Annotated in this window: 19 protein-coding genes; 4 read left to right on the forward strand and 15 right to left on the reverse strand. The window is 36.3% G+C overall.

Annotated elements, in window-relative coordinates; all coding sequences use genetic code 11:
* Position 1 precedes the first annotated feature (1 nt).
* Entirely contained in the window at positions 2-532 is a 531-nt protein-coding gene (locus H7A25_13360) for a hypothetical protein (protein ID MCP5500889.1), read from the forward strand.
* On the opposite strand, the gene H7A25_13365 is transcribed toward H7A25_13360, so the two are convergent.
* The gene (locus tag H7A25_13365) at positions 522-2,240 is read right to left on the reverse strand and encodes a VWA domain-containing protein (GenBank protein ID MCP5500890.1); all 1,719 of its coding nucleotides are present in this window, start codon (positions 2,238-2,240) and stop codon (positions 522-524) included. The two genes, H7A25_13360 and H7A25_13365, sit on opposite strands and share 11 nt — an antisense overlap.
* Positions 2,237-2,620, reverse strand: a complete 384-nt coding sequence (locus H7A25_13370; protein MCP5500891.1) for a hypothetical protein — start codon at positions 2,618-2,620, stop codon at positions 2,237-2,239. The genes H7A25_13365 and H7A25_13370 overlap by 4 nt, the downstream gene beginning before the upstream one ends.
* 264 nt (positions 2,621-2,884) lie before the next feature.
* On the opposite strand from H7A25_13370, the gene H7A25_13375 reads away from it, so the two are divergent.
* Positions 2,885-3,460: a superoxide dismutase [Fe] gene (locus H7A25_13375; protein ID MCP5500892.1), complete on the forward strand. Its 576-nt coding sequence runs from the start codon at positions 2,885-2,887 to the stop codon at positions 3,458-3,460.
* A 48-nt stretch (positions 3,461-3,508) separates the two neighbouring features.
* Here the strand turns inward: H7A25_13375 and H7A25_13380 are convergent, their stop codons facing one another.
* Entirely contained in the window at positions 3,509-5,554 is a 2,046-nt protein-coding gene (locus tag H7A25_13380; protein ID MCP5500893.1) for an EAL domain-containing protein, read from the reverse strand.
* 89 nt (positions 5,555-5,643) lie between these two features.
* Between H7A25_13380 and H7A25_13385 the strand changes: the two genes are divergently transcribed.
* Together H7A25_13385 and H7A25_13390 are read left to right on the forward strand one after the other, a co-directional pair.
* Entirely contained in the window at positions 5,644-6,102 is a 459-nt protein-coding gene (locus H7A25_13385) for a D-tyrosyl-tRNA(Tyr) deacylase (protein MCP5500894.1), read from the forward strand.
* Positions 6,103-6,251: 149 nt separating this feature from the next.
* Positions 6,252-6,728 (forward strand): hypothetical protein, encoded by a 477-nt coding sequence (locus H7A25_13390; protein ID MCP5500895.1) that lies wholly within the window; start codon positions 6,252-6,254, stop codon positions 6,726-6,728.
* An 81-nt stretch (positions 6,729-6,809) separates the two neighbouring features.
* On the opposite strand, the gene H7A25_13395 is transcribed toward H7A25_13390, so the two are convergent.
* The 12 genes from H7A25_13395 to H7A25_13450 all read right to left on the reverse strand — a co-directional run bounded on the left by H7A25_13395 (position 6,810) and on the right by H7A25_13450 (position 19,388).
* Positions 6,810-8,510, reverse strand: coding sequence for a cyclic nucleotide-binding domain-containing protein (locus tag H7A25_13395; protein ID MCP5500896.1), 1,701 nt, complete (start codon positions 8,508-8,510; stop codon positions 6,810-6,812).
* A gap of 186 nt (positions 8,511-8,696) precedes the next feature.
* Positions 8,697-9,356: an oxidoreductase gene (locus H7A25_13400; GenBank protein ID MCP5500897.1), complete on the reverse strand. Its 660-nt coding sequence runs from the start codon at positions 9,354-9,356 to the stop codon at positions 8,697-8,699.
* Positions 9,357-9,367: 11 nt separating this feature from the next.
* A complete protein-coding gene (locus H7A25_13405) occupies positions 9,368-11,578 on the reverse strand; it encodes a hypothetical protein (protein ID MCP5500898.1) in 2,211 nt (736 codons plus the stop codon).
* Between the two features lie 134 nt (positions 11,579-11,712).
* Positions 11,713-12,840, reverse strand: a complete 1,128-nt coding sequence (locus H7A25_13410; GenBank protein ID MCP5500899.1) for a hypothetical protein — start codon at positions 12,838-12,840, stop codon at positions 11,713-11,715.
* A 60-nt stretch (positions 12,841-12,900) separates the two neighbouring features.
* The gene (gene rfaD / locus H7A25_13415; GenBank protein MCP5500900.1) at positions 12,901-13,863 is read right to left on the reverse strand and encodes an ADP-glyceromanno-heptose 6-epimerase; all 963 of its coding nucleotides are present in this window, start codon (positions 13,861-13,863) and stop codon (positions 12,901-12,903) included.
* A gap of 1 nt (position 13,864) precedes the next feature.
* Entirely contained in the window at positions 13,865-14,614 is a 750-nt protein-coding gene (locus H7A25_13420; GenBank protein ID MCP5500901.1) for a CDP-alcohol phosphatidyltransferase family protein, read from the reverse strand.
* Entirely contained in the window at positions 14,611-15,630 is a 1,020-nt protein-coding gene (tsaD, locus tag H7A25_13425) for a tRNA (adenosine(37)-N6)-threonylcarbamoyltransferase complex transferase subunit TsaD (protein ID MCP5500902.1), read from the reverse strand. Before tsaD ends, H7A25_13420 begins: the two co-directional genes overlap by 4 nt.
* Positions 15,627-16,997: a S41 family peptidase gene (locus H7A25_13430; protein ID MCP5500903.1), complete on the reverse strand. Its 1,371-nt coding sequence runs from the start codon at positions 16,995-16,997 to the stop codon at positions 15,627-15,629. The genes tsaD and H7A25_13430 overlap by 4 nt, the downstream gene beginning before the upstream one ends.
* The gene (locus H7A25_13435; protein ID MCP5500904.1) at positions 16,990-17,271 is read right to left on the reverse strand and encodes a hypothetical protein; all 282 of its coding nucleotides are present in this window, start codon (positions 17,269-17,271) and stop codon (positions 16,990-16,992) included. Before H7A25_13435 ends, H7A25_13430 begins: the two co-directional genes overlap by 8 nt.
* Positions 17,272-17,307: 36 nt before the next feature.
* The gene (lexA, locus tag H7A25_13440; protein ID MCP5500905.1) at positions 17,308-17,916 is read right to left on the reverse strand and encodes a transcriptional repressor LexA; all 609 of its coding nucleotides are present in this window, start codon (positions 17,914-17,916) and stop codon (positions 17,308-17,310) included.
* Between the two features lie 172 nt (positions 17,917-18,088).
* Entirely contained in the window at positions 18,089-18,619 is a 531-nt protein-coding gene (locus H7A25_13445; GenBank protein ID MCP5500906.1) for a hypothetical protein, read from the reverse strand.
* A 271-nt stretch (positions 18,620-18,890) separates the two neighbouring features.
* Positions 18,891-19,388 (reverse strand): Hsp20/alpha crystallin family protein, encoded by a 498-nt coding sequence (locus H7A25_13450; GenBank protein MCP5500907.1) that lies wholly within the window; start codon positions 19,386-19,388, stop codon positions 18,891-18,893.
* Positions 19,389-19,433 lie beyond the last annotated feature (45 nt).

Here is a 19,433-nt window from a genome sequence, read left to right on the forward strand (position 1 = left end):
CATGAAATCATTATATTATCTCATATTACTAATATTTCTATCCTGCTACCCCGCCGACCCCGAATATGCCCTGAAACCCATGTTAAACACCAGTGATTCGGGGTTTATCTCCAGAGACTTTTTTCAAGTTATTATTCAGGCAAGCCCCCCAATGGGAGATTATAGCATAGAAAGAGAAAGAATAGAGTGCAAAAAAAATGCTCTCATAGAAAGAGACAAACAAACTATTCAGATTTTGAAAAAGATTCTCAGTGAAAAAGATAATAAATGGAAAAATGACCTCTCTAATAAAAATGTGCTAAAACTTGATTCGCTTACTACATCTACAGATAAACAGGCTTCAATAGAGCTTTCAGATACCTCAATAAACCGGGGAGAATTTAGCTGGATGTTAGACAGACTTAAAGTCTATATGGAAGATTATTCGGAAAAGAATAAATGTAAATTTGTTTTCAGAGCTATTGAAAAAGGTCTATATGAAAAATTAGAAGCAACAAGGCTTAGTCGAGGGACAATTCCTTCTAATAACTGATAAGTTTTTTACGATTACGTATAAAATCAAAAAGGATAATTTTATTCAATTCATTCGGATGAGGATAAAAAATTCGGCCTCTTGATATTTTAGCAAATTTCTTAATAAAGCTTTCTTCTCCAAAATAACTAACGTCCCATTCGTTTGTCAAAAGAAAGGTATTCACTACAATGTTTTCAGCTGTGCACTGCATTAATTCAAAAAGTGCCTCGTCAAAATCCTCTTTTCTCGGTGGATAATTAATGTACAAACAGGAACCCTTACAATGAGCAGTAGGAACTCCATCAGTAATCAGAATAATTTGTTTGTTTTTAATCTGAGAAGAAGAAAGAATTTGTCTTGAGAGCTTCAAACCTTTTTGGAGATTTGTGAAATACATCGGTATGAAAGATTCGATTTCTTTTTCAACAATATTTGATAAGTCAAATTTTAGTTTAATATAAGGCTCCAATTGATTCACAGAATACGGTTGTAAAATCGGTAGATCGGACACAGATATTCGCTTTGCAGTTGTTCCAAATCCAATGATACTCAAATTTTCATCTTTATACTCACTACGAATTAAAGAGTCCAGTGACATACAAACTTTTTTCGCATTATAAAACCGCATTCCTCTTGCCATCGAACCGGACATGTCTAATAGAATTACAGTAGAAGATCGCAAAGCACCTCTTGATTCATATACCCTCAAATCGTTCAGCGCCGGACGTGTTCCATTCCCACGTATAGCACTTTCTATAATACTTTCGGAGTAATCAATATTTGAAATATTATCACCAAACTCGAGTACTCTGGATATGGAATCTACATTTTCCGATTCCCCTTCTATCCTGCCTTTATATATATTAGAAGAAGAATTATCCGGTTTTAAATCAGAAAAAACTTCGCTAAGTGCTTTCATTCCTATCTTACGAATCGAATCAGGACTTAAACGTAATTCTCCTTCCTTATCCAGAAACAACTTTCCGTTCTTTTGCAGTAAAGCTTTTAAGCTCTCTACAATTTTATTTCTTCTTTCTTCAAATTCCATATAACTTTCAGGTCCGAGAAACTGAGCCAGACTCTTAAAGTCAAAATCCTGAAATTCACCGGTTCGAATCACATCATCGATAAGCATTTTCAATTCAGAAAGGCTTTCTAATTCCTGAAGATAAGTAAAGGCCTCCCTGTGTTCCGGTATTTCCTTTCCCGTAAAATGATATTTCTCCTGAGCTTTTTTGAAAGCATCGATATCTTCCATCACTTCAATCAAACGCAGGAGATAAGCCTGGATTCTATAGTAAAATTCCCTATCTTCTTTAGGAAAGTTCCAACGAAACTTTCGTATAGCATCCTGACTTCTTTCCGCCAGGGCTTTTTTCAATTCTAATTGTAAGTCACGTTCCTGTAATAATTCAGATTGAGCAAGATTACCAAGAGAAATATAATCCTCTTCTTTCATCTGACATACTTTCTCAAGGTTGATTGTACCCAGTATTTTAACCTGCAGAGACTCAATTCGGCTTCTAAATTCTAATAATAAATCTTCCAAACCCTTATTTTGTAATTCAAGCTCTACCGGTAAACCTTTTTCGACCAGCGTCTCTAAAGCTTTTTCAAGGGACATATCTTCCTTCATGACATGCTCAGACACAAGGGACATGAGCTTATCAAGCCCGGCAGGTTCTTCATCCTCCGGGCGAAAGTAGGAATATTGGTAGGTGATCAAGGAATCGTTTCCTCTTTTTGAATTTTAGCGAACTGACATATATTTTTAACATAATCACAGTAAAAAACCTTACCGCTTATCTGCAAAGTTCCCTTTCCCTTCAAACTTACAGGCATATCATTTACTTTTTTAAAATAGTCCTTTTTGGAAGGATTGATAGGGCCACTAAAACGTGTGTTGGCTTTAAGAATTTGAACCCCATTTCCACTGAGTAAAATACGATTCGGTGCCTCTCTCTGGATTCCAAAATCCTTAGGAACGGATACTCGAAGTACATACCCTTTATTCTTCTTAAAAAGACTAACATCAACCGGATGAGACTCAGCCAAAAGAGAAAAGAAAAATGAGAAAACAATAAAAATCAAAATGCTTTTTTTCATAATATATTTTAGACTGAATGAATGATTGGAATAAAACAAGAAAAAAAGGCATATACCGCATTTTTAAACCCGTGATTTTAATCAATAATTGATATTTATTACCTTTCCAAGCAGACTGTCTAAAAATTTGCTTGCAATATTTTAGAATGATTCTAAAATATACCCGAAAAAGAATATGAAAACAATCTCTTTGCCGCTTATCTGCTTACGTAAAAATACTTGAAGTCTCAGCGGAATGGAGAATATGACTACATAGGAGAAGATATGGAACATAAACTACCGGAATTACCTTATGCGATGGATGCACTGGCTCCCCATATATCAAAGGAAACCTTAGAATTTCACTACGGAAAACACCATCAGGCTTATGTCACAAACCTGAATAAACTTATTCCCGGAACCGAATTTGAAAACCTCAGCCTCGAGGATATTGTGAAGAAATCTTCTGGAGGAATTTTCAATAACGCGGCACAGGTATGGAATCATACTTTTTACTGGAATTGCCTCTCTCCCAAAGGTGGTGGTGAACCCGGCGACAAATTAGTAGAGGCCATTAATAAAGATTTTGGTTCTTTTGCAAATTTTAAAGAAAAGTTTAGCACTACAGCAGCGACAACTTTCGGATCCGGCTGGGCCTGGCTTGTAAAAAATCCCAATGGCTCTCTCGAAATAATCAGCACCAGTAATGCAGGCTGCCCTCTTACAGAAGGAAAGACACCACTTCTTACCTGTGATGTATGGGAACATGCGTATTACATTGATTATCGCAATGCAAGACCCAAGTATATTGAAATTTTTTGGAATCTTGTAAACTGGAGCTTTGTAGAAAAAAATCTATAGTAAGAATGGACTTCTAAAAAGGCGCAAAGCTTTTGCGTCTTTTTGCTTTTATAGTTTAATCGGAACCCCTATATAAAACCCCTGTCCGTATTCAAATCCTTCTTTCCTACAAAATTCTAACTCTTCTTGATTCTCTACATTTTTAACGACAACATCAATATTCATAGCCTTACCCAGTGCCAATAAAGCTTTTATTGTGAGTAAAAAATCCTTATTTTTAAAAGATTGCTTTAATAATTCCGGGTGCAATTTTACACAATCTATAGAAAATTTCTTTAAATCAATAAGAGAAATTTTACCTAATCCAAAGTTATCAATACAGATAGAAACCCCCAATTGTTTTAAGGACTGAAAAATTCGCTTCTGATAACTTTTCTCTTCAGAAAAAATGGAGTCTGAAACTTCTATTTGAATTTTTTTCGGATTTATTTTATTCTTTAAAATACATGAAGATATATTCTCCAGAAATGATTTGCTTTGAAGACTCCAAAATGATAGGTTCAAAGAAAATATTTGCGAGAAAGCGTTATTTTCCATAGGACGTAACAGGGCACAAACATGCTCCAACAGCCATTCTTCAACCCGAATAATTAAACCGGTTCTTTCCACTACCGGCAAAAATGTCGCTGGCTTTAAATGTCTTGATAAATTATTCCATCGTATAAAGGCTTCATAAGAGACTACCCTTCTGTCCTGTATATGTTGCACAGGCTGATATAACAGAAAAAATTCGTTATTATCCAGAGCACCAACTAACTCCTCTTCCAAATTTTTTCTTTCAATAGCAAGTAAATTTAGCTCTTCCATGTAAAAGCTAAATTGGTTTTTCCCCTTTATTTTTGCCTGATACAGAGCAAAGGCTGCACACTTCAATACCTCATTTTTATCACGAGCATCCTCGGGATAACTAGCAATCCCTATACTGGCAGTTATAGATACAGAGTTCAATTCCACCTCAAAAGGTTGCTTCATTCTTTTCAAAAGCCTGTATAAAAAAGGAACAGATTCTTCTTTATTATGTGCTCCCTTAACAAGAAAGGCAAACTCATCTCCTCCAACTCGAAAGACAATGTTTCCGGGAATAATTTCTTTCATATAATTACCAATACTCATCAGTAGTGCATCACCAACCGGATATCCATAACGAGCATTAATACCGGAAAAATCATCGAGATTGATTAAAACAAGGCTAAACCTATCCGATTCGGCTTCCATACTATTAATATACTCTTCCAGATGCTTTTGAAATGCTCTCTGATTACCAAGGCCGGTTAAAGGATCAAGATTAGCCAGATACTTAAAACGAAGTTGAGCCTCTCTCTGAACACTAATATCCTGACCGATAGAAGCAACACCTATGATTTCCCCATCGGGGTTATAAATAATTGAATTATTCCAGGCAATGTAAAATTCGTCTCCCTGAAAATTTATTATCTCATTTTCGTAATAGGAAGGAATGTTTCCTGTATGAATATTTTTAAAAAATAAATCCTTTACATCTTCTCGATTTCTTTCAGGCAAAAAATGTTTAAACCAATTAAGGCCAAGTAAGCTCTCTTTTTCTTTATTAACTAACTTAGAAAAGTAATTATTTATAAATGTAAGATTTCCATTTCTATCGAGGATAATAGCAATCATAGAAACATTTTCTAATATACTTTTTATTCTTCTTTCTGATTCACGCAGAGATAACTCTATTTTCTTTCTCCTGGTAGCATCAGATACAATTCCTAATATTCCAATAACATCTCCAACATCATTGATAATAGGATTAGAAGAAATGCTTAACCAGACATAAGAACCATCTTTTCTTTTAAATAAAAAATCATGTTTTTCGATGGTATCTAACTTCTTCCTGGTAATGTTTTCTCGAACAATGAAGAACAATTCTTTTTCTATAAAATCATATACCGACTTCTGCAAGAGTTCATCTAAAGAGCAGGCCAGTAGATCGGCTGTTGCTCTATCTGCATAAACAGTTTTTCCTTCTGTGTCAATTATCCAGATCGATTCACCTGTTAAGTTAAGAATATTTTTCTCAAACTCCATCTTTTGGACAAAATCAGAAAGGGTATGAATAGTTCCTGAACTCATTTTCTCTATATTACTGAATACTTTGATTCAGCCAAAAATAGCAATAGAAAAAGCTTGGCATAAAAAGAAAAGATTCCCATAAAGGATTCATGAGAGCATTCCTGCAAAGAGTAAGAAAAGCCAGTGTTACGATTGAAACTCCATCTTATTTTTCTTCTATCCAAAAAGGTTACCTTGTTCTACTGGGAGTTGCAGAAGAAGATACAGAAAAAGAAGCTGAATATCTTGCCCAAAAAACTATCGGTTTGAGAGTTTTTGAAGATAAAGAAGGGAAAATGAATCTATCAATTCAAGATATTCAAGGAGAAATCCTATCAGTCTCCCAATTTACCCTTTATGCTGATACAAAAAAAGGAAACAGACCGGGCTTTTCCAGGGCTGCCGAACCGGAAAAGGCCAAAAAACTTTACGAACAGTACAACAATTTTTTAAGAAAAGAACTGGGAGATAGTAAAGTTCAAACCGGGATCTTTGCCGCCAATATGCTTGTAAGCCTGGAAAATGATGGACCCGTAAGTATTCTCCTCGATTCAAATAAAATCCTATAACATTTTTAATCTCTACCGATAGTAAAGTCAGGTAGCAATGTTTAGTAAAAATTTTTATAAAATAATTTACTAAATACCAATTTTTTTTATGAAAAACTCTGGATTTAAACCCAGTCTTATTATAAGGTAAATAAAAAACGGTACAAAAAATGGACGAGAAATATATCCTGACTGAAGACATAGAGATTAGTTCCATCGAAGAAGAGAATCAGGCCCAGAAAAAAAGGGAGGAAATCACAGTGGAAAGTCAACCTATGGACTTATTTAGTTCGGATGAAGAATTTAACCCGGACATGGTTTTAGAGCTGATAGATATTGCGGCAGAAAGAGCATTAAAAGGCTCTCATCATAACCAGGAATTTATTGAGCAAAAAGATCAGGATGAGCATTTTGGTTTAGAAGAAGCGTCTCAAATTATTAATCGTGCATCTGATGAGATTCTATCCGGCAATCAGATTGATGAGCTATCCAATCGAATTTTTCAACGTTTCGAAAAGATAAAAGAGATGGACGAAGACAATTACAATGCCTTTGAGTTAGCCATGCTCTGTCAGAAACTGGCAAAAGACTATAAACAACTGGCTCATCTGAAGAAATGGACAGAAATCGAGGCCTTATTCTCCTAAGAGCTTATTTAAAGCATTCTTTTGCAGGTAAGAAAATACTCCCTTGCCTGCATTCATGCTGCTTTCACACTCTTCAATGCCTCAGGACTTCTTATAAACCTGATTAAAGTCGAGATTCGAACCCGAAATTGATTTTTCTGTTAAAATAAGCTTCCAGATAATACTCGTTAAAAGGATATAAAGAATCTTGGGTTCTGCCTGTATAGCTTTCATCAGAGCTTCCAGATCAAATACCGCTAATTCTGCAATATCAGATAAAACAATCACGGAATGTGTTCTGGAAAGAGGGCTTACTAAAGATACTTCACCAAAAAAATCCCCTGCTTCAAGTGTGTTCACTTCAAGATTATTATTTCCATATTTTTTTGTTACGGCAAGACTACCACTCAAGAGAAAATACATTTTTTTATCCGAAGCATCACTCTCGGAATATATCTTTTCTCCTCTATTCGAAATGGATACATCAATGTTAAACAAATAACTGAAGAAATTTAGGTTATTGATCCTCGCCTGTTCAAGTTTTCCGGTCAGCAAAGGATCAAAGTGTTTAATTGTATGTTCCTGTTTAAAAAGCAAAGTTTCTGCTTTATATAAGCGTGCAATAGTTGCTTTTACAAAAGAAAACATGAAGTCCGGGTTCTCAGCTGTCTTTCGTATGAAATTTTTCTTGGCTATCGGGATAAGGGTAACTTCCTTTCCAATAGCTTGAATCGTAGCATTTCGGGGCTCTCTCGAAATAAGGGCCAGTTCTCCAAAAAAATCTCCCGGATACAGAGTATTTACATGGACTCTTCTTTCTGGTGTATTTTTTAATACATTGCATTGACCTTTTAAGAGAAAATACATACAATCGTTTGAAGGTTCTCCTTCTTCTACAACTATCTCTTTATCTGTAAAAGCTAAAATATCGCTTGGCTGCTCGGTGCCGAGATTCAGTCTCGTTTCCAAATATTGCTGAACTTTCTCTGTTGTATTCAGCTTCCAGATAACAAATTTTAAGAAGTTGAAATACAACAAAGGACTGATTGTACAGAGACGAAAAAAGGACTCTCTATCTATTTCCTTTACAACTGTATCCTGACTATTAGAGTAAACATGAAGCGGACTAAAATGGTTATTTACCAGAAACGTTTCAGCAAAAAAAGTTCCCTTAGGAATTGATACCGATACTTTATGCTGCTTGTTAAACATCCGCTCAACCTGCAAACTACCCTTTTCCAGATAATACATCTTTCCCGGAGAGGGCGAATTCGGGGAATACAGGTTCTTCCCATCACCCAATTTTATTTGAGGTAGGTCCCTGATGTAGTTTCTAACAGCCGGATGATGGATTTTGATCTTATATTCATGTAGTTTCTCGATCAAATCCAGCTTTACACGAGAAATATCAGAAATGATTTCATGAGTTACAGCTTCTGCTTTAAGTAATCGAACAATAACTGTTTTTAAAATAGCAAACACCATGCCGGGCTTTTGAGCTGCTAATTCTAAAATCCGTTCTTTAGAAAAAGAGAGTACCCGTAAAGCTTCAGATTTTACTTTAATTGTATATTTATTTGGTTTTGGACTAATCAGGGCAACTTCACCAAAAAAGTCCCCTCCGGAAAACTCTGCAAACTCGATTTCAAGTTCACCATCGGTTTTATAGGCACTACAATTTCCTTCCAGTATTAAATACAGGGCTGCTTCAGAGACTTCTCCTTCCCTGGAAAGAATATCTCCCCTGTAAAAAATTTTGGATTCTGTATAGACCGTTGTATTATTTGCAAACTTTATGACCATTCCTGCCAATACCCTTTCTTATAGAAGAAAGGTACTGTATAAGCTCTCAAAGATAAAGCGATTTTTTCTTTTTTTGAAGTTTCTTCGAAGAAAGCGAATGATTTATTTTTTACCTATCTCTGTAAAAAAGCCAGGAGTGTTTTTTAATCATAGGTGCGCCATCGATGGCTTACCTGCTCTCTATTTCTATTTTCCAGACTCTTCTATTTGCTCGGATTCATACACAAAGGAGCCTTTCTCGGCCTTTTCGGCAAACTTCAGCATTGCCCTGGCTACCACTCTACTGTGAATTGGACGGTATTTCCTCAATTCAGAAAAGAAAAATAAAGGGGAAGCCATTTCAAAGATAGAAGCTGCCACTTTCTCCATAGGTCGACTTTCCTTTCTATCCCCCAGAAGAAGAGAAGGCCTGAGAATATATAAAGACGGAAAATTTAATTTTTGTATATAGGCTTCTGTCTTTCCTTTGACTTGATTATAAAAAAATAAAGAATTAGGATTGGCCCCCATAGAGCTGATTAAAATAAACGTTTCAAAACCCTTTCCCAAAACATACCTGGCAAATTCGGTAATGTAAGAATAATCTACCTTCTCAAAGTTTTCCCTTGAACCCGCTTTTTTCATTGTAGTGCCCAGGCAGCAAAAAACATCTCCCGGTCCCTCTAATGATAAATCAGATAGATGTTCGAAATCAATCACATGGGATTTTAACTTTGGATGCTCAATCGAAATATTCTTTCGAGCGACTGATTCAACTACAGAATAGGCAGGGCTCTCCAACAATAACTGCAAACACTCAGAACCGATTAACCCATTCGTTCCTATAAGTATGGCCTTTTTTCCCATTTTCTATCCAATTAATACGGAATTTTTGTCTCCGGGCTACTTTCTATATAAACAGTACTGTTCAATTTTATATTATTCAAATGCTTTTTCAATTCATCCTCTAAAATACAACGACTAATTGTACTCTTTGGATGAGTTACTGTAAGATAAACTTTTAAACCATCATCTTCAACAATAAATAATTTAGATTTCTGAAAGAGAAGAGGATTCACCTGGTAATGAGCAATCAAAATTTCCTCTGTTTTTAAATCGACGCTAAAAACCCTGGCTACCGCTTTTCCCGGCCTATTGGATTCATGATTTTCCAGTTCCAGGCTGGATTTCAGGTTTTCGGTCATAGCAAGAGTGATACTTCTTATATCGGGAGGAACGAGAGAAGCATTCGTCACCGTTTCTTCTGCGGTTTTCTGGTTTAAAATGGCTCTTTGAAGAATATCAGATCGTCTATAATGTTTTCTTAAGGCAATAATAGGAAGATTTATAGATTCCAATTTTCTTCCCATATTCAAGGTCCAACTCAAGAAATCTTCATCCTTAGAATTGGTTTCATAGAACCCTTCCGGTGTAAACAAAAGCCAGTCTCTTCCGTTTGAATGTAGGTACAATCCAAAAAGCTCTATACCATCTTTAAATCGATACCAGCGTATTGTACCGTCTGAATGTGCAGCAACAATGAACTCATCAGCTGCTGAAATATTTACAACTCGAATTTCTCGGTTTAAATTTGTTTTCCATACAACATTTCCACTCATGTCCATCCGATAAAGAGAACGATTAGTCCCAAGGACAAAAAACTTTTCATTCGTAGAAATTGTAATGCTCTTACAAATTTCCCCTGCGGCCAGTTTAATAGGTTTATCGTTTAATAAAGGTTCTTTGCTATTTTTCCAATCTTTAAAAACATAACCTACGACTGCCATGTTGGGTCTTAAATAGTGAGCGGTATTCTTAATAGTCCGCATTTCCAACTTTTTTTTGCTTAAAGAAAATTCCAGCTCAAGCGGATTGGCACCCTTCACCTGTAAATGAACCACACGAGCATCTCTTGAAATGTAAAATTCTTCTTCTATATGTCGGAAATTTAAAATGGCTGATTTTTTTAGAAAAGTAGAATTACCTTCTTCATTCAAAATCTGAAAAGAAGAGGGTAATGCAGAAAGAAAAAAAGATCCGTGTATCAAAGGAAAAATACCAGTAATCCTGTCCAATTGAGTTGAATAGTCTTTGATCTCTTCCAACTTTCCAAGATTCCAACGACGAATTACGGAGGTCTTTGAATTATCCTCCATACTTCCGCCTGCATACAGATAGTCTCCTTTTTTAGAAAAAGTAACAACTTCCAGATTTTTCACTTTTAGATCAGCAGATTCAAGGGTAGTAATATGGCTCAAAAAATTTCGTAAAAAAAATGTACTCTGCCCTGAATATAAATCAACTTTAGAAGAATCATTATATCCGACCGCAATTAACTTACCATCCGGCGAGAAATGTATACTATGAGGTTTTTTACCGCTCAATTCTTTTTTCTTCTCTATCAAGTTAAAAGCTGAATCGTATAAACGAATAAATCCATCATAAGAACTACTTACCAGGCGATTTGATGAGTCAAAGTCCAACCAGTTACTATCTCTTCCATAGTCCTTATCGATTCCGGCCAGAGAAAAGTCCTGAAGTTTAAAAACACGAATACCGGAACCTCCCCCCAGACTGGCTCCCAGATAAGATCCATCCTTTGAAAATTGTAAATGTAAAATGGCCTCAGGTAAACCCGGAATTATATTCATAAGTTTTCCGGATTCACGATTAAATAAATAGATGGAAAAAGTATGATCCCACTCATCTCCCGTCCAACCTCCGCAGGCTACTAATTTTCCATCAGGTGAAATAGCAACCGCATAAACCTGCCCTTCCCTTAAATGGCCGATAGGAAATCGTAAAACATTTAAAAGTTTACCTGTATATAAATCCCAAACCCTTACAGTTTTGTCCCTTGAAGCTGAGACCACATATTTCATGGAAGGATCTACTGCTGTCTTTAGCACTTCTCCGGTATGCTCACCTATTTCAAATTGCAAAAAGGGTTCCTGAGGTGGTTCTCCTTCTGCCTTGGGTAGTTCCTGTATTTTTGGAGATTGCTGGAAAATAATGGTTGAACAGGCTGATAGCAATACCAGATATAAAAGCAGGGTAATATATATATTTTTTTTTATACTATAGTCCATATAGAAAGTAGAGAAAGTTTTAAACCGATAACACTCCCTGTTAAAACCCTACGTAAAAACCAGTAAGTCGGAAAAGACAGAGTCATTTTACTCCGACTCCGTCTTTGTTATTTTACCTTAATTCAATTATGATCTTATTTTTGGGTAATCTGTATATGAACCTGCCCGCCTTTTACTTCTTTACTGGTAAAATTTATTCCATTCATATCTTTCTTAGCCTGGATCAAGCGCTTGTATAAACGTGTTCCATCAAACATAGCCTGAACTTCCAGAACCAGTGGCCCGCGGGTGTTCCTCTCATTTACAGAATTCACTCCCTTAATCTTCCGAATAATTTGATCCATTTCTTTTTCGAGATATTCATCATAAGTAATCCCTTCAATAACAAGACGAATCGTTCTTCCTGCTTTCCACTTTTTCATAACCTGGGAAACAATACTATTGGCTGATGAATCAATACCTTTCTGAATAGACTTCTGGGCTCCCTGTTCTTTATTAATATGGGGATAGGCTCCACTGGAATTATTTGCAGCAATAATCCTTGCTGTTCCAACATCAATAATTTTATACTCAACTGTAGATTGAATAGAAAACATACCACTATTCATCACTTCCGCTCCCTGGATAACCTTGGTTCTCCCAACCAGTAGAAAATCAACTCCCTGCTCGGCGGCTACCTTCAGAGCTTTTTCCTGGGCAGTTGGATCGTCATAAGCACCAATAATCTCTCCACCTTCCCTGGCTATGATCTTCTGAAACTGGTTTCTATCCATAAACTCAAAATCCGGAAACTTCACGACCAGTTCTTTTTCAGTAATGGAATCTCCGGGTTCTCTCAGGGTTCCAAAAAAATCTTCTTTTATTAGAACCATGAATCTCGGCTTTCCAATTGTTTTTAAACGTTCTTCAAGGGCATTTTTTAAGGCTTTCCGATTCACCCTTCCTTTTGCTTTCATCTGATAGCCTGCATCACCGAGATCCTTCTCTTTGATAATCGTAAAGTGTGTTACATACCCTTCCACACTCTCGTAAATTTCTCGATAGTCTAACTGCCCATCAGTAGATTTGGACTCACCTTCAATCAGCGCACCGAGTCCGATTTCTAAAATTTTCTTCTTTGCATTAAGTTCGGCATCATCTCTGTCCACACCTTTTTCCGTCACAATAATATATCCATCATCCACTTTTGTAGGTGTTGAGGGACAATGTAAGAGCAAGGCCGAGGTAAATAAAATACCTATATATAAAAATGTTCTTCTCATCATTCTATCCTTTTATCCTTATTTTAGTAATAGAGTCACTTATTCATTAATATTACAATCTCAATGTCCGGTTTCGAGTAGTTTTACATATTCTCCTATGGCCTTAGACAGAGGTGTAAAACCCTGAGAATACTTTGTTTGAAGTAGCTTTTCTGTATCTGATTTAGTAAAATACTGGTATTTTTCTTTTAGATGCTCCGGCATTTCTGAATACTCTATATTTTCCGGGATACCCAGTGCTGAAAAAATAGCAGTCCCCAATGAATTCCAGGTTTCTGCGACTCCTCGACCTACATTATAAATACCATAAAAAGCCCCGGATAGCAGATGCAAAGTAATTCTAGCGGCATCCTGTACATAAAGAAAATCTCTTTTCTGCTCCCCATCTTTATATTCCTTTCGATAGGAACGAAATAAACGCAATTTACCGGTCTTCTTTATTTCTTCATAACCCTTTAAAACAACACTCCTCATATCTCCCTTATGAAATTCCCCATAACCAAATACATTAAAATATTTTAATCCGGTTATCTTATTTATTAAACCGGTTTTCATGGCATATAAATCAAAAAGATGTTTGGAGTATCCGTACATATTCAGTGGACGTAAAGAAAAGATATCGACTTTATCATCATATCCATTTTCCCCAAGACCATAAGTGGCAGCACTGGAAGCGTATAAAAAACGAATTCCATTTTCTACACAGGTTTCGGCCAGTATTTTTGTATATTCATAATTATTTCGAATTAAATAACTCGCATCGATTTCTGTAGTGCTGGAACAGGCACCCATGTGAATCACATGAGTATAGGAATTCAGAAATCCATTCTGAACTTTTTTTAAAAAATCATCCTTTTCCATGTAATCTTTAAAATGAAGCCTGCTTAGATTTTTCCATTTCTCGGAAGTTCCCAGATGATCAACAATCAGAATATCTTCTTCACCGGAGGTATTCAATTCCTGTACAATATTAGATCCGATAAGACCTGCTCCACCGGTGACAATTACTCTGCTTTTTTTCAATTCAAATCTCCTGTATTAGATGGATAAGGAAACTCACGATCCCCGTAAATACATAAAAAAGAATAATTGCATATAACACCATCGGAAAACGATTCAAACCTGCAAGAATAAAAATCGCCAGAAGACCTGATAGCAAAATCATAAGTTTTCCGCGAGTAAGTTTCCCCCTCATTGCAACCTGCGGTTTAGAATAACGAATTTTAGAAACCATAAGCAAAGCGATACAGACAAAAGTTGGAATGGTGATATAGGCCGGAACATTCATAGAATAAAATGTCATCGGGAAAAGAGCTACCAGTACTCCGGCAATTGGAGAAGGTAAACCATCAAAATAAGCCGGATCATGCCCTACTGTAAACCTCGCCAGACGATAGGCTGCACAAATAGGGAAAATCGCAGCAATCATCATTCCAAATGGGAACTCCTGTTCAAAACCCGGAAGACCTGAACGAAAATTAAATAAGATCATCTCATACATCAGTACACCGGGAGCAATTCCAAAGGTAGTAAGGTCTGCGAGAGTATCTAATTCCGCACCTAAATCACTGGTTGCGTTTAAAGCTCTGGCAATTATACCATCGAAACCATCAAAAACCGCAGCCAGAATAATAAATATTCCGGCGAGAATAAAAACTCCTCCGGGATTTGAGCTCTTCGTTGATTCAATTGAGATGAGCATAGACACGAAACCAAAACTTAAGTTTCCGAGAGAAAGCGCATTGGGAACCCAGGATAATCTAGATTTTTTCATGTATATATCTGCCTATTTGGACTCACTTTAAAGTCAATTTTATCTATTTTTTGTTTTTGAAAAAGGTAATATCCCAGACTGGCAACCATAGCCCCATTATCCGTACACAGCACTTTCCGTTCCGGATAAGAAATCTGAATATTTTCCTTTCCTGCCAGCTTCTTCAATCGAGCTTTCAGGGTATCATTTGCCAGGACCCCGCCTGCTGCAACCACTCTACGAATACCTGTTTTTTTAACCGCTCTTTTTATATTCTTTTCTACCAATTGAAATGCAGTATTTTGAAAATGATAGCAGATTTTAGAAATTTCCCTTTCCTTGAGAGAGACTTTTCTGCTGTAATATAGTACTCCCGTTTTAATTCCACTGTAAGAAAATTGAATTTTGTTGACGGGCAAATCCTTTAAAAGTTCCGGAAACAAACGTTTTTCGTCGTTTAGAGGAACATATTCTCCCGCACGTCTTTCGATTTCAGGCCCTCCCGGATAAGACAAACCAAGAATCATCGAAACTTTATCAAAGGCTTCTCCCAGGGCATCATCCATTGTATCTCCCAATAAGTCCATTTCTCCAAAATTTTTTACAAGGTATATAGAAGAATTCCCCCCCGACAATAAAACCCCTAAAAAAGGGAAAAGTGGTTCTTTATTTTCTAAATAAATAGCTGCCAGATGGGCTTCCAGATGATCCACAGTAATAATCGGTATGGAATGAACCAGGGACAAACAACGGGCGAATTGTGCTCCTATCATCAAAGAACCCATTAAACCCGGTCTGCTGGTAACAGCCACATAAGATAGACTTTCAGGTTTTAAAAAAGTCTCTTCTTTCAACTCTTCAAATAGTAGGTTGATCTTCTCGAGATGAGCTCTTGAAGCAATTTCAGGAACGACTCCTTTAAATTTCTTATGCAAAGCAATCTGGCTAAAAATCTTAAGCCCTAAAAGTTTTTTTCCATCCTCCACAAGACTCAAAGAAGTTTCATCACAGCTTGTTTCTATGCCCAGACCGATCATTTTTTCTTTCCCAGAATCTGTATGGCTTTACGAAGTTGTGGATCGAACTCCAGATCAAACACAGTTTCATGGTTTAAATTATACTCTTTTTTCAGTAAGGACAGGGCAATTTCACGAGAGAGGTGGATGGACATTCGATTCAGCTCTTTTAAAAACCTCTGTCGATTCTTCCTATTGTATCCATCAGGATGTTTTTTTACAAAAGTTTCAATAAAGGAACTTTTGAATAACTTGATCAGGGCTTTTTTTTCAAAATCCCTCGGTTTTAAAGATTCGACTACAACATCGGGTTGAATGCCAATTCCATGAATCGACTTTTCACTGGGAGTATAATATTTTTGGATAGTAAGCGCAAGACCCGTATCATGAGGCAAACTATAAATATTCTGAACAGAGCCTTTACCAAAAGATTTCTCACCCAGAATAAGTCCCCGTTTATTATCTTTTATAGCACCCGCGAAAATTTCCGATGCACTGGCTGAACCTTTATCAATTAGTACCAGAAGAGGAATTTTTTCAAGAGTCTTATCTCCGGAACTGGATTTAGATACCTGGATTAACTTACCTCCTCTTCCTCTAACAGAAACAATTACTTTTCCTTCAGGCAAAAATAAATCAGATATTTCGGTTGCCATCTGAAGCAGGCCTCCCGGATTCATCCTGAGATCAATAATAAAACTTCTTGCTCCTTTCTTTAACAGGGAATGAAGTGTCTTTTGAAATTCCTCAAGGGTATTCTCAAATCCCATAAATTGAGTCAGACGAATATAACCTATCTTCTGTTTAGAAATATACTCAGATTTAATGTAATGAATCTGGATAAGTTTGCGAACAAAGCTAAAGTCAAGAAGCTCATCGTGTCCTTTCCGTTTGATTTTGATTTTTACAGAACTTCCAATTTTTCCTCTCATTATCTTGATAGCATCCGGAATAGTCATTTTCCTGGTCTGTTTTCCATCGATTTCTACGATTCTATCACCGGGTAGAATTCCGGCTTTCTTGGCCGGAGTTCCATCGATAGGCGAAATAACAAGAATACTTCCATTTCTATAGGTAACTTCTATTCCGATCCCACCATAACTTCCACGAGTCTCTTCTTTATGTTCTTTAAACTCATCTTCATCTAAAAACCTACTGTGTGGATCTCCGAGACTGCTTAATACTCCCCGAATAGCCCCTTTAAAAAGATCTGCTTCTTTTACCTCCTCAACATAATCCATTCGAATAAATTTTAAGGCTTCATGGAAAATATTGAGATACATTTCTGTTTCCCTGGAAACTGCTTTTACTCTATCCGGAATAGTAAAGTGAGAGAGAAAAAGAAGGAAACTAAGCAAAAACCAGAATAATCGTTCTCTTTTACTCATCCTTCGCCTTGAACAGTTTATAAAGTTCGGGTTGTTTGGGTTTTAATTTATCCAGAACCAGAATTGGATTGAGACGTAAAATTTTGCAGGAATCCAGAAAAATCCTCCGTTCACTTTTCGGAATGGCACCTTCTTCGAGGCTAAGGTGGTGATATAGCCTGGTTCTAGAAATCGTTTCAAGCAATCTCTTTAAATCAATTTCAGAAACTTCATTTTTTACCGGGGCACAGGTCATAAACAAGAAAAGATAGAGTATGAATATATTTCTCTTCATTGTTTATGAATAGGTTTGTAACCCGGTGCCTGTCAATTAGTATATTCTGTAAAGGCCAATAAGTTTTCCAAGAACTGTTGCTTTTTTCGTTTTAATGGGTTTATACTTCGAGTTACGGGGTTCGAGACGAACATGATCTGTATCTTTATAGTAGTATTTTAATGTGGCTTCGTTTTCAATCATAGCTACTACAATTTCCCCACTCCTGGCCACTTCTTTTTTTTGAATAATGGCAATATCCCCATCTAAAATTCCCTCATCCTGCATAGAATCTCCAACCACTCTCAGTGCATACAGGGTACCTTTTTTATTTAAATTTTCAGGTACAGGGATGTAATCTTCAATATTTTCTTCGGCTAAAATGGGTAAACCGGCTGCTACACGGCCAACCAGCGGAATACTGGAAGCCCGAACCGGAAGAGGCTCTTCTGCACTGTGCCGAATGAGCTCTATAGCCCTGGATTGATTTTTAGAAGTTCGGATATAACCTTTTTTCTCAATCGCCTTTAAATGATCGTAGGCACCCTTTGCTGTGATTTGAAACTCATCACCAATCTCGCGGATTGTAGGTGGAAAACCCCTATCTCTAATAATTCGAGTGATAAATTTTAAAACCAATTCCTGTTTTTGTGTTAGTTCTTTCATACTACACAACATAATAGTTAAAATATGTATATGTCAAGTGCTTTTTTTAAAAAAATATAAGAGCCTGCTGAAAATGAAGCTACAGGCTCTTGCAGCTTGCTTTTCTTTAATAGGTAAGTCTATTTTAAGACACGCTGTAAGACATAAAAATTTATGCAGCACATAAATGAAATCAAACCCAGGAAATATAATAGATGCAATCTCCTCCTTCCGTTTTCATGCTTACCCGACCATGAACACCACACATAGTGAGAATTCCTAAAAAAACTCCTTCGATTAAAACAGGAGAGTAGCCGGGAGAATTAGCTATAATGACTACATTTTTATCCTCTGCATGTAGAATTTTCCTTGGCTGAATATCCTTTCCCCTGTGATTGTCCAAAAAGCCTTCAGCTTCATATTTTATATAATCGAGAGGCTTCTTTAAATGCTCAGGTAAACCTACAGTATTTTTTATGGTTGGATACACCTGTAGGCCAATACGTTTAATAGTAGCCCTTGCCAGTGCCAGATCCATTTTTTTCTCAATAACAGAAAAAACAGCCTGAAATACTTTCGTATCATACCAACCTTCCGATTCGAGTTCTGTATATTTCAAACCTGTATATTTTTTAACTTCCCAAAGAGCCTTTTCTTTTAATTCTTTATCTGTATCAAGAATAGAACAGGCAAGGGTAATAAATTTCCCTTTTACTTCAGCCATTTCTTATACCCAAAAGCTCATATAATACCCAGTCATTGTATTAACCTCTAAAATACAATACTTTCTTTCCCACTTTCGCTTAATACTTTTTATGATTAGATCCACTTTTAAAAATTTGACGTTATAATAATAAAAAAACTTCTTATTAAATTCAAAGAGAATTTAATAAGAAGTTTTCAGAATTCCATCCATCTTTTTAAAGCTTCTTAAAGAAGCAGGTGCTTAAAAAGACCCTCCCGTATTTATCCTTTCAAAACTACTAACTATAGATTCACTCCACTTTTTTGACTTCTATTTTTTTTATATCCTGTTTTGCGACTTCAATTCTTGGAACCCGAATTGTCATCAAACCTCCCTTAAATTCAGCTTCTATCCCCTCTTGATTGACTCCATCCGGAAGCTCAATTCTCCTGCAAAATTTTCCATAAGAGCTTTCAATTAGCCTGTAGTTTTCTTTCTCATCTTTTTTCTCAATCCTCTTTTCCCCGCTAATACTCAGGACATTTTTTTCGAGGTTCACTTCTATATCTTTTTCTGTAAGACCCGGAAGCTCAGCTTCAATACGAATTTCCGCTTCATTTTCCATAATATTTATACTTGGCTGAAATGTTTTCCCCCAGGTTTCATTTCGTTCTACCGGGAAATGAAAATCACTAAAAAAGCCATTCATGAGACGGTCAAACTCCCTGTCAAAAAGGCTCAAAGGTCTGCTATTTTCTTTTAGTTCTTTATTATCCTTATTCCAAAGAATCAAATCTTTTAATCTCATTGTCGTATCCTCCATTTTAGCACTCTAACTATTAGAGTGCTAAAA

The sequence above is a fragment of the Leptospiraceae bacterium genome (assembly GCA_024233835.1).
Taxonomy (GTDB): Bacteria; Spirochaetota; Leptospiria; order Leptospirales; family Leptospiraceae; genus JACKPC01.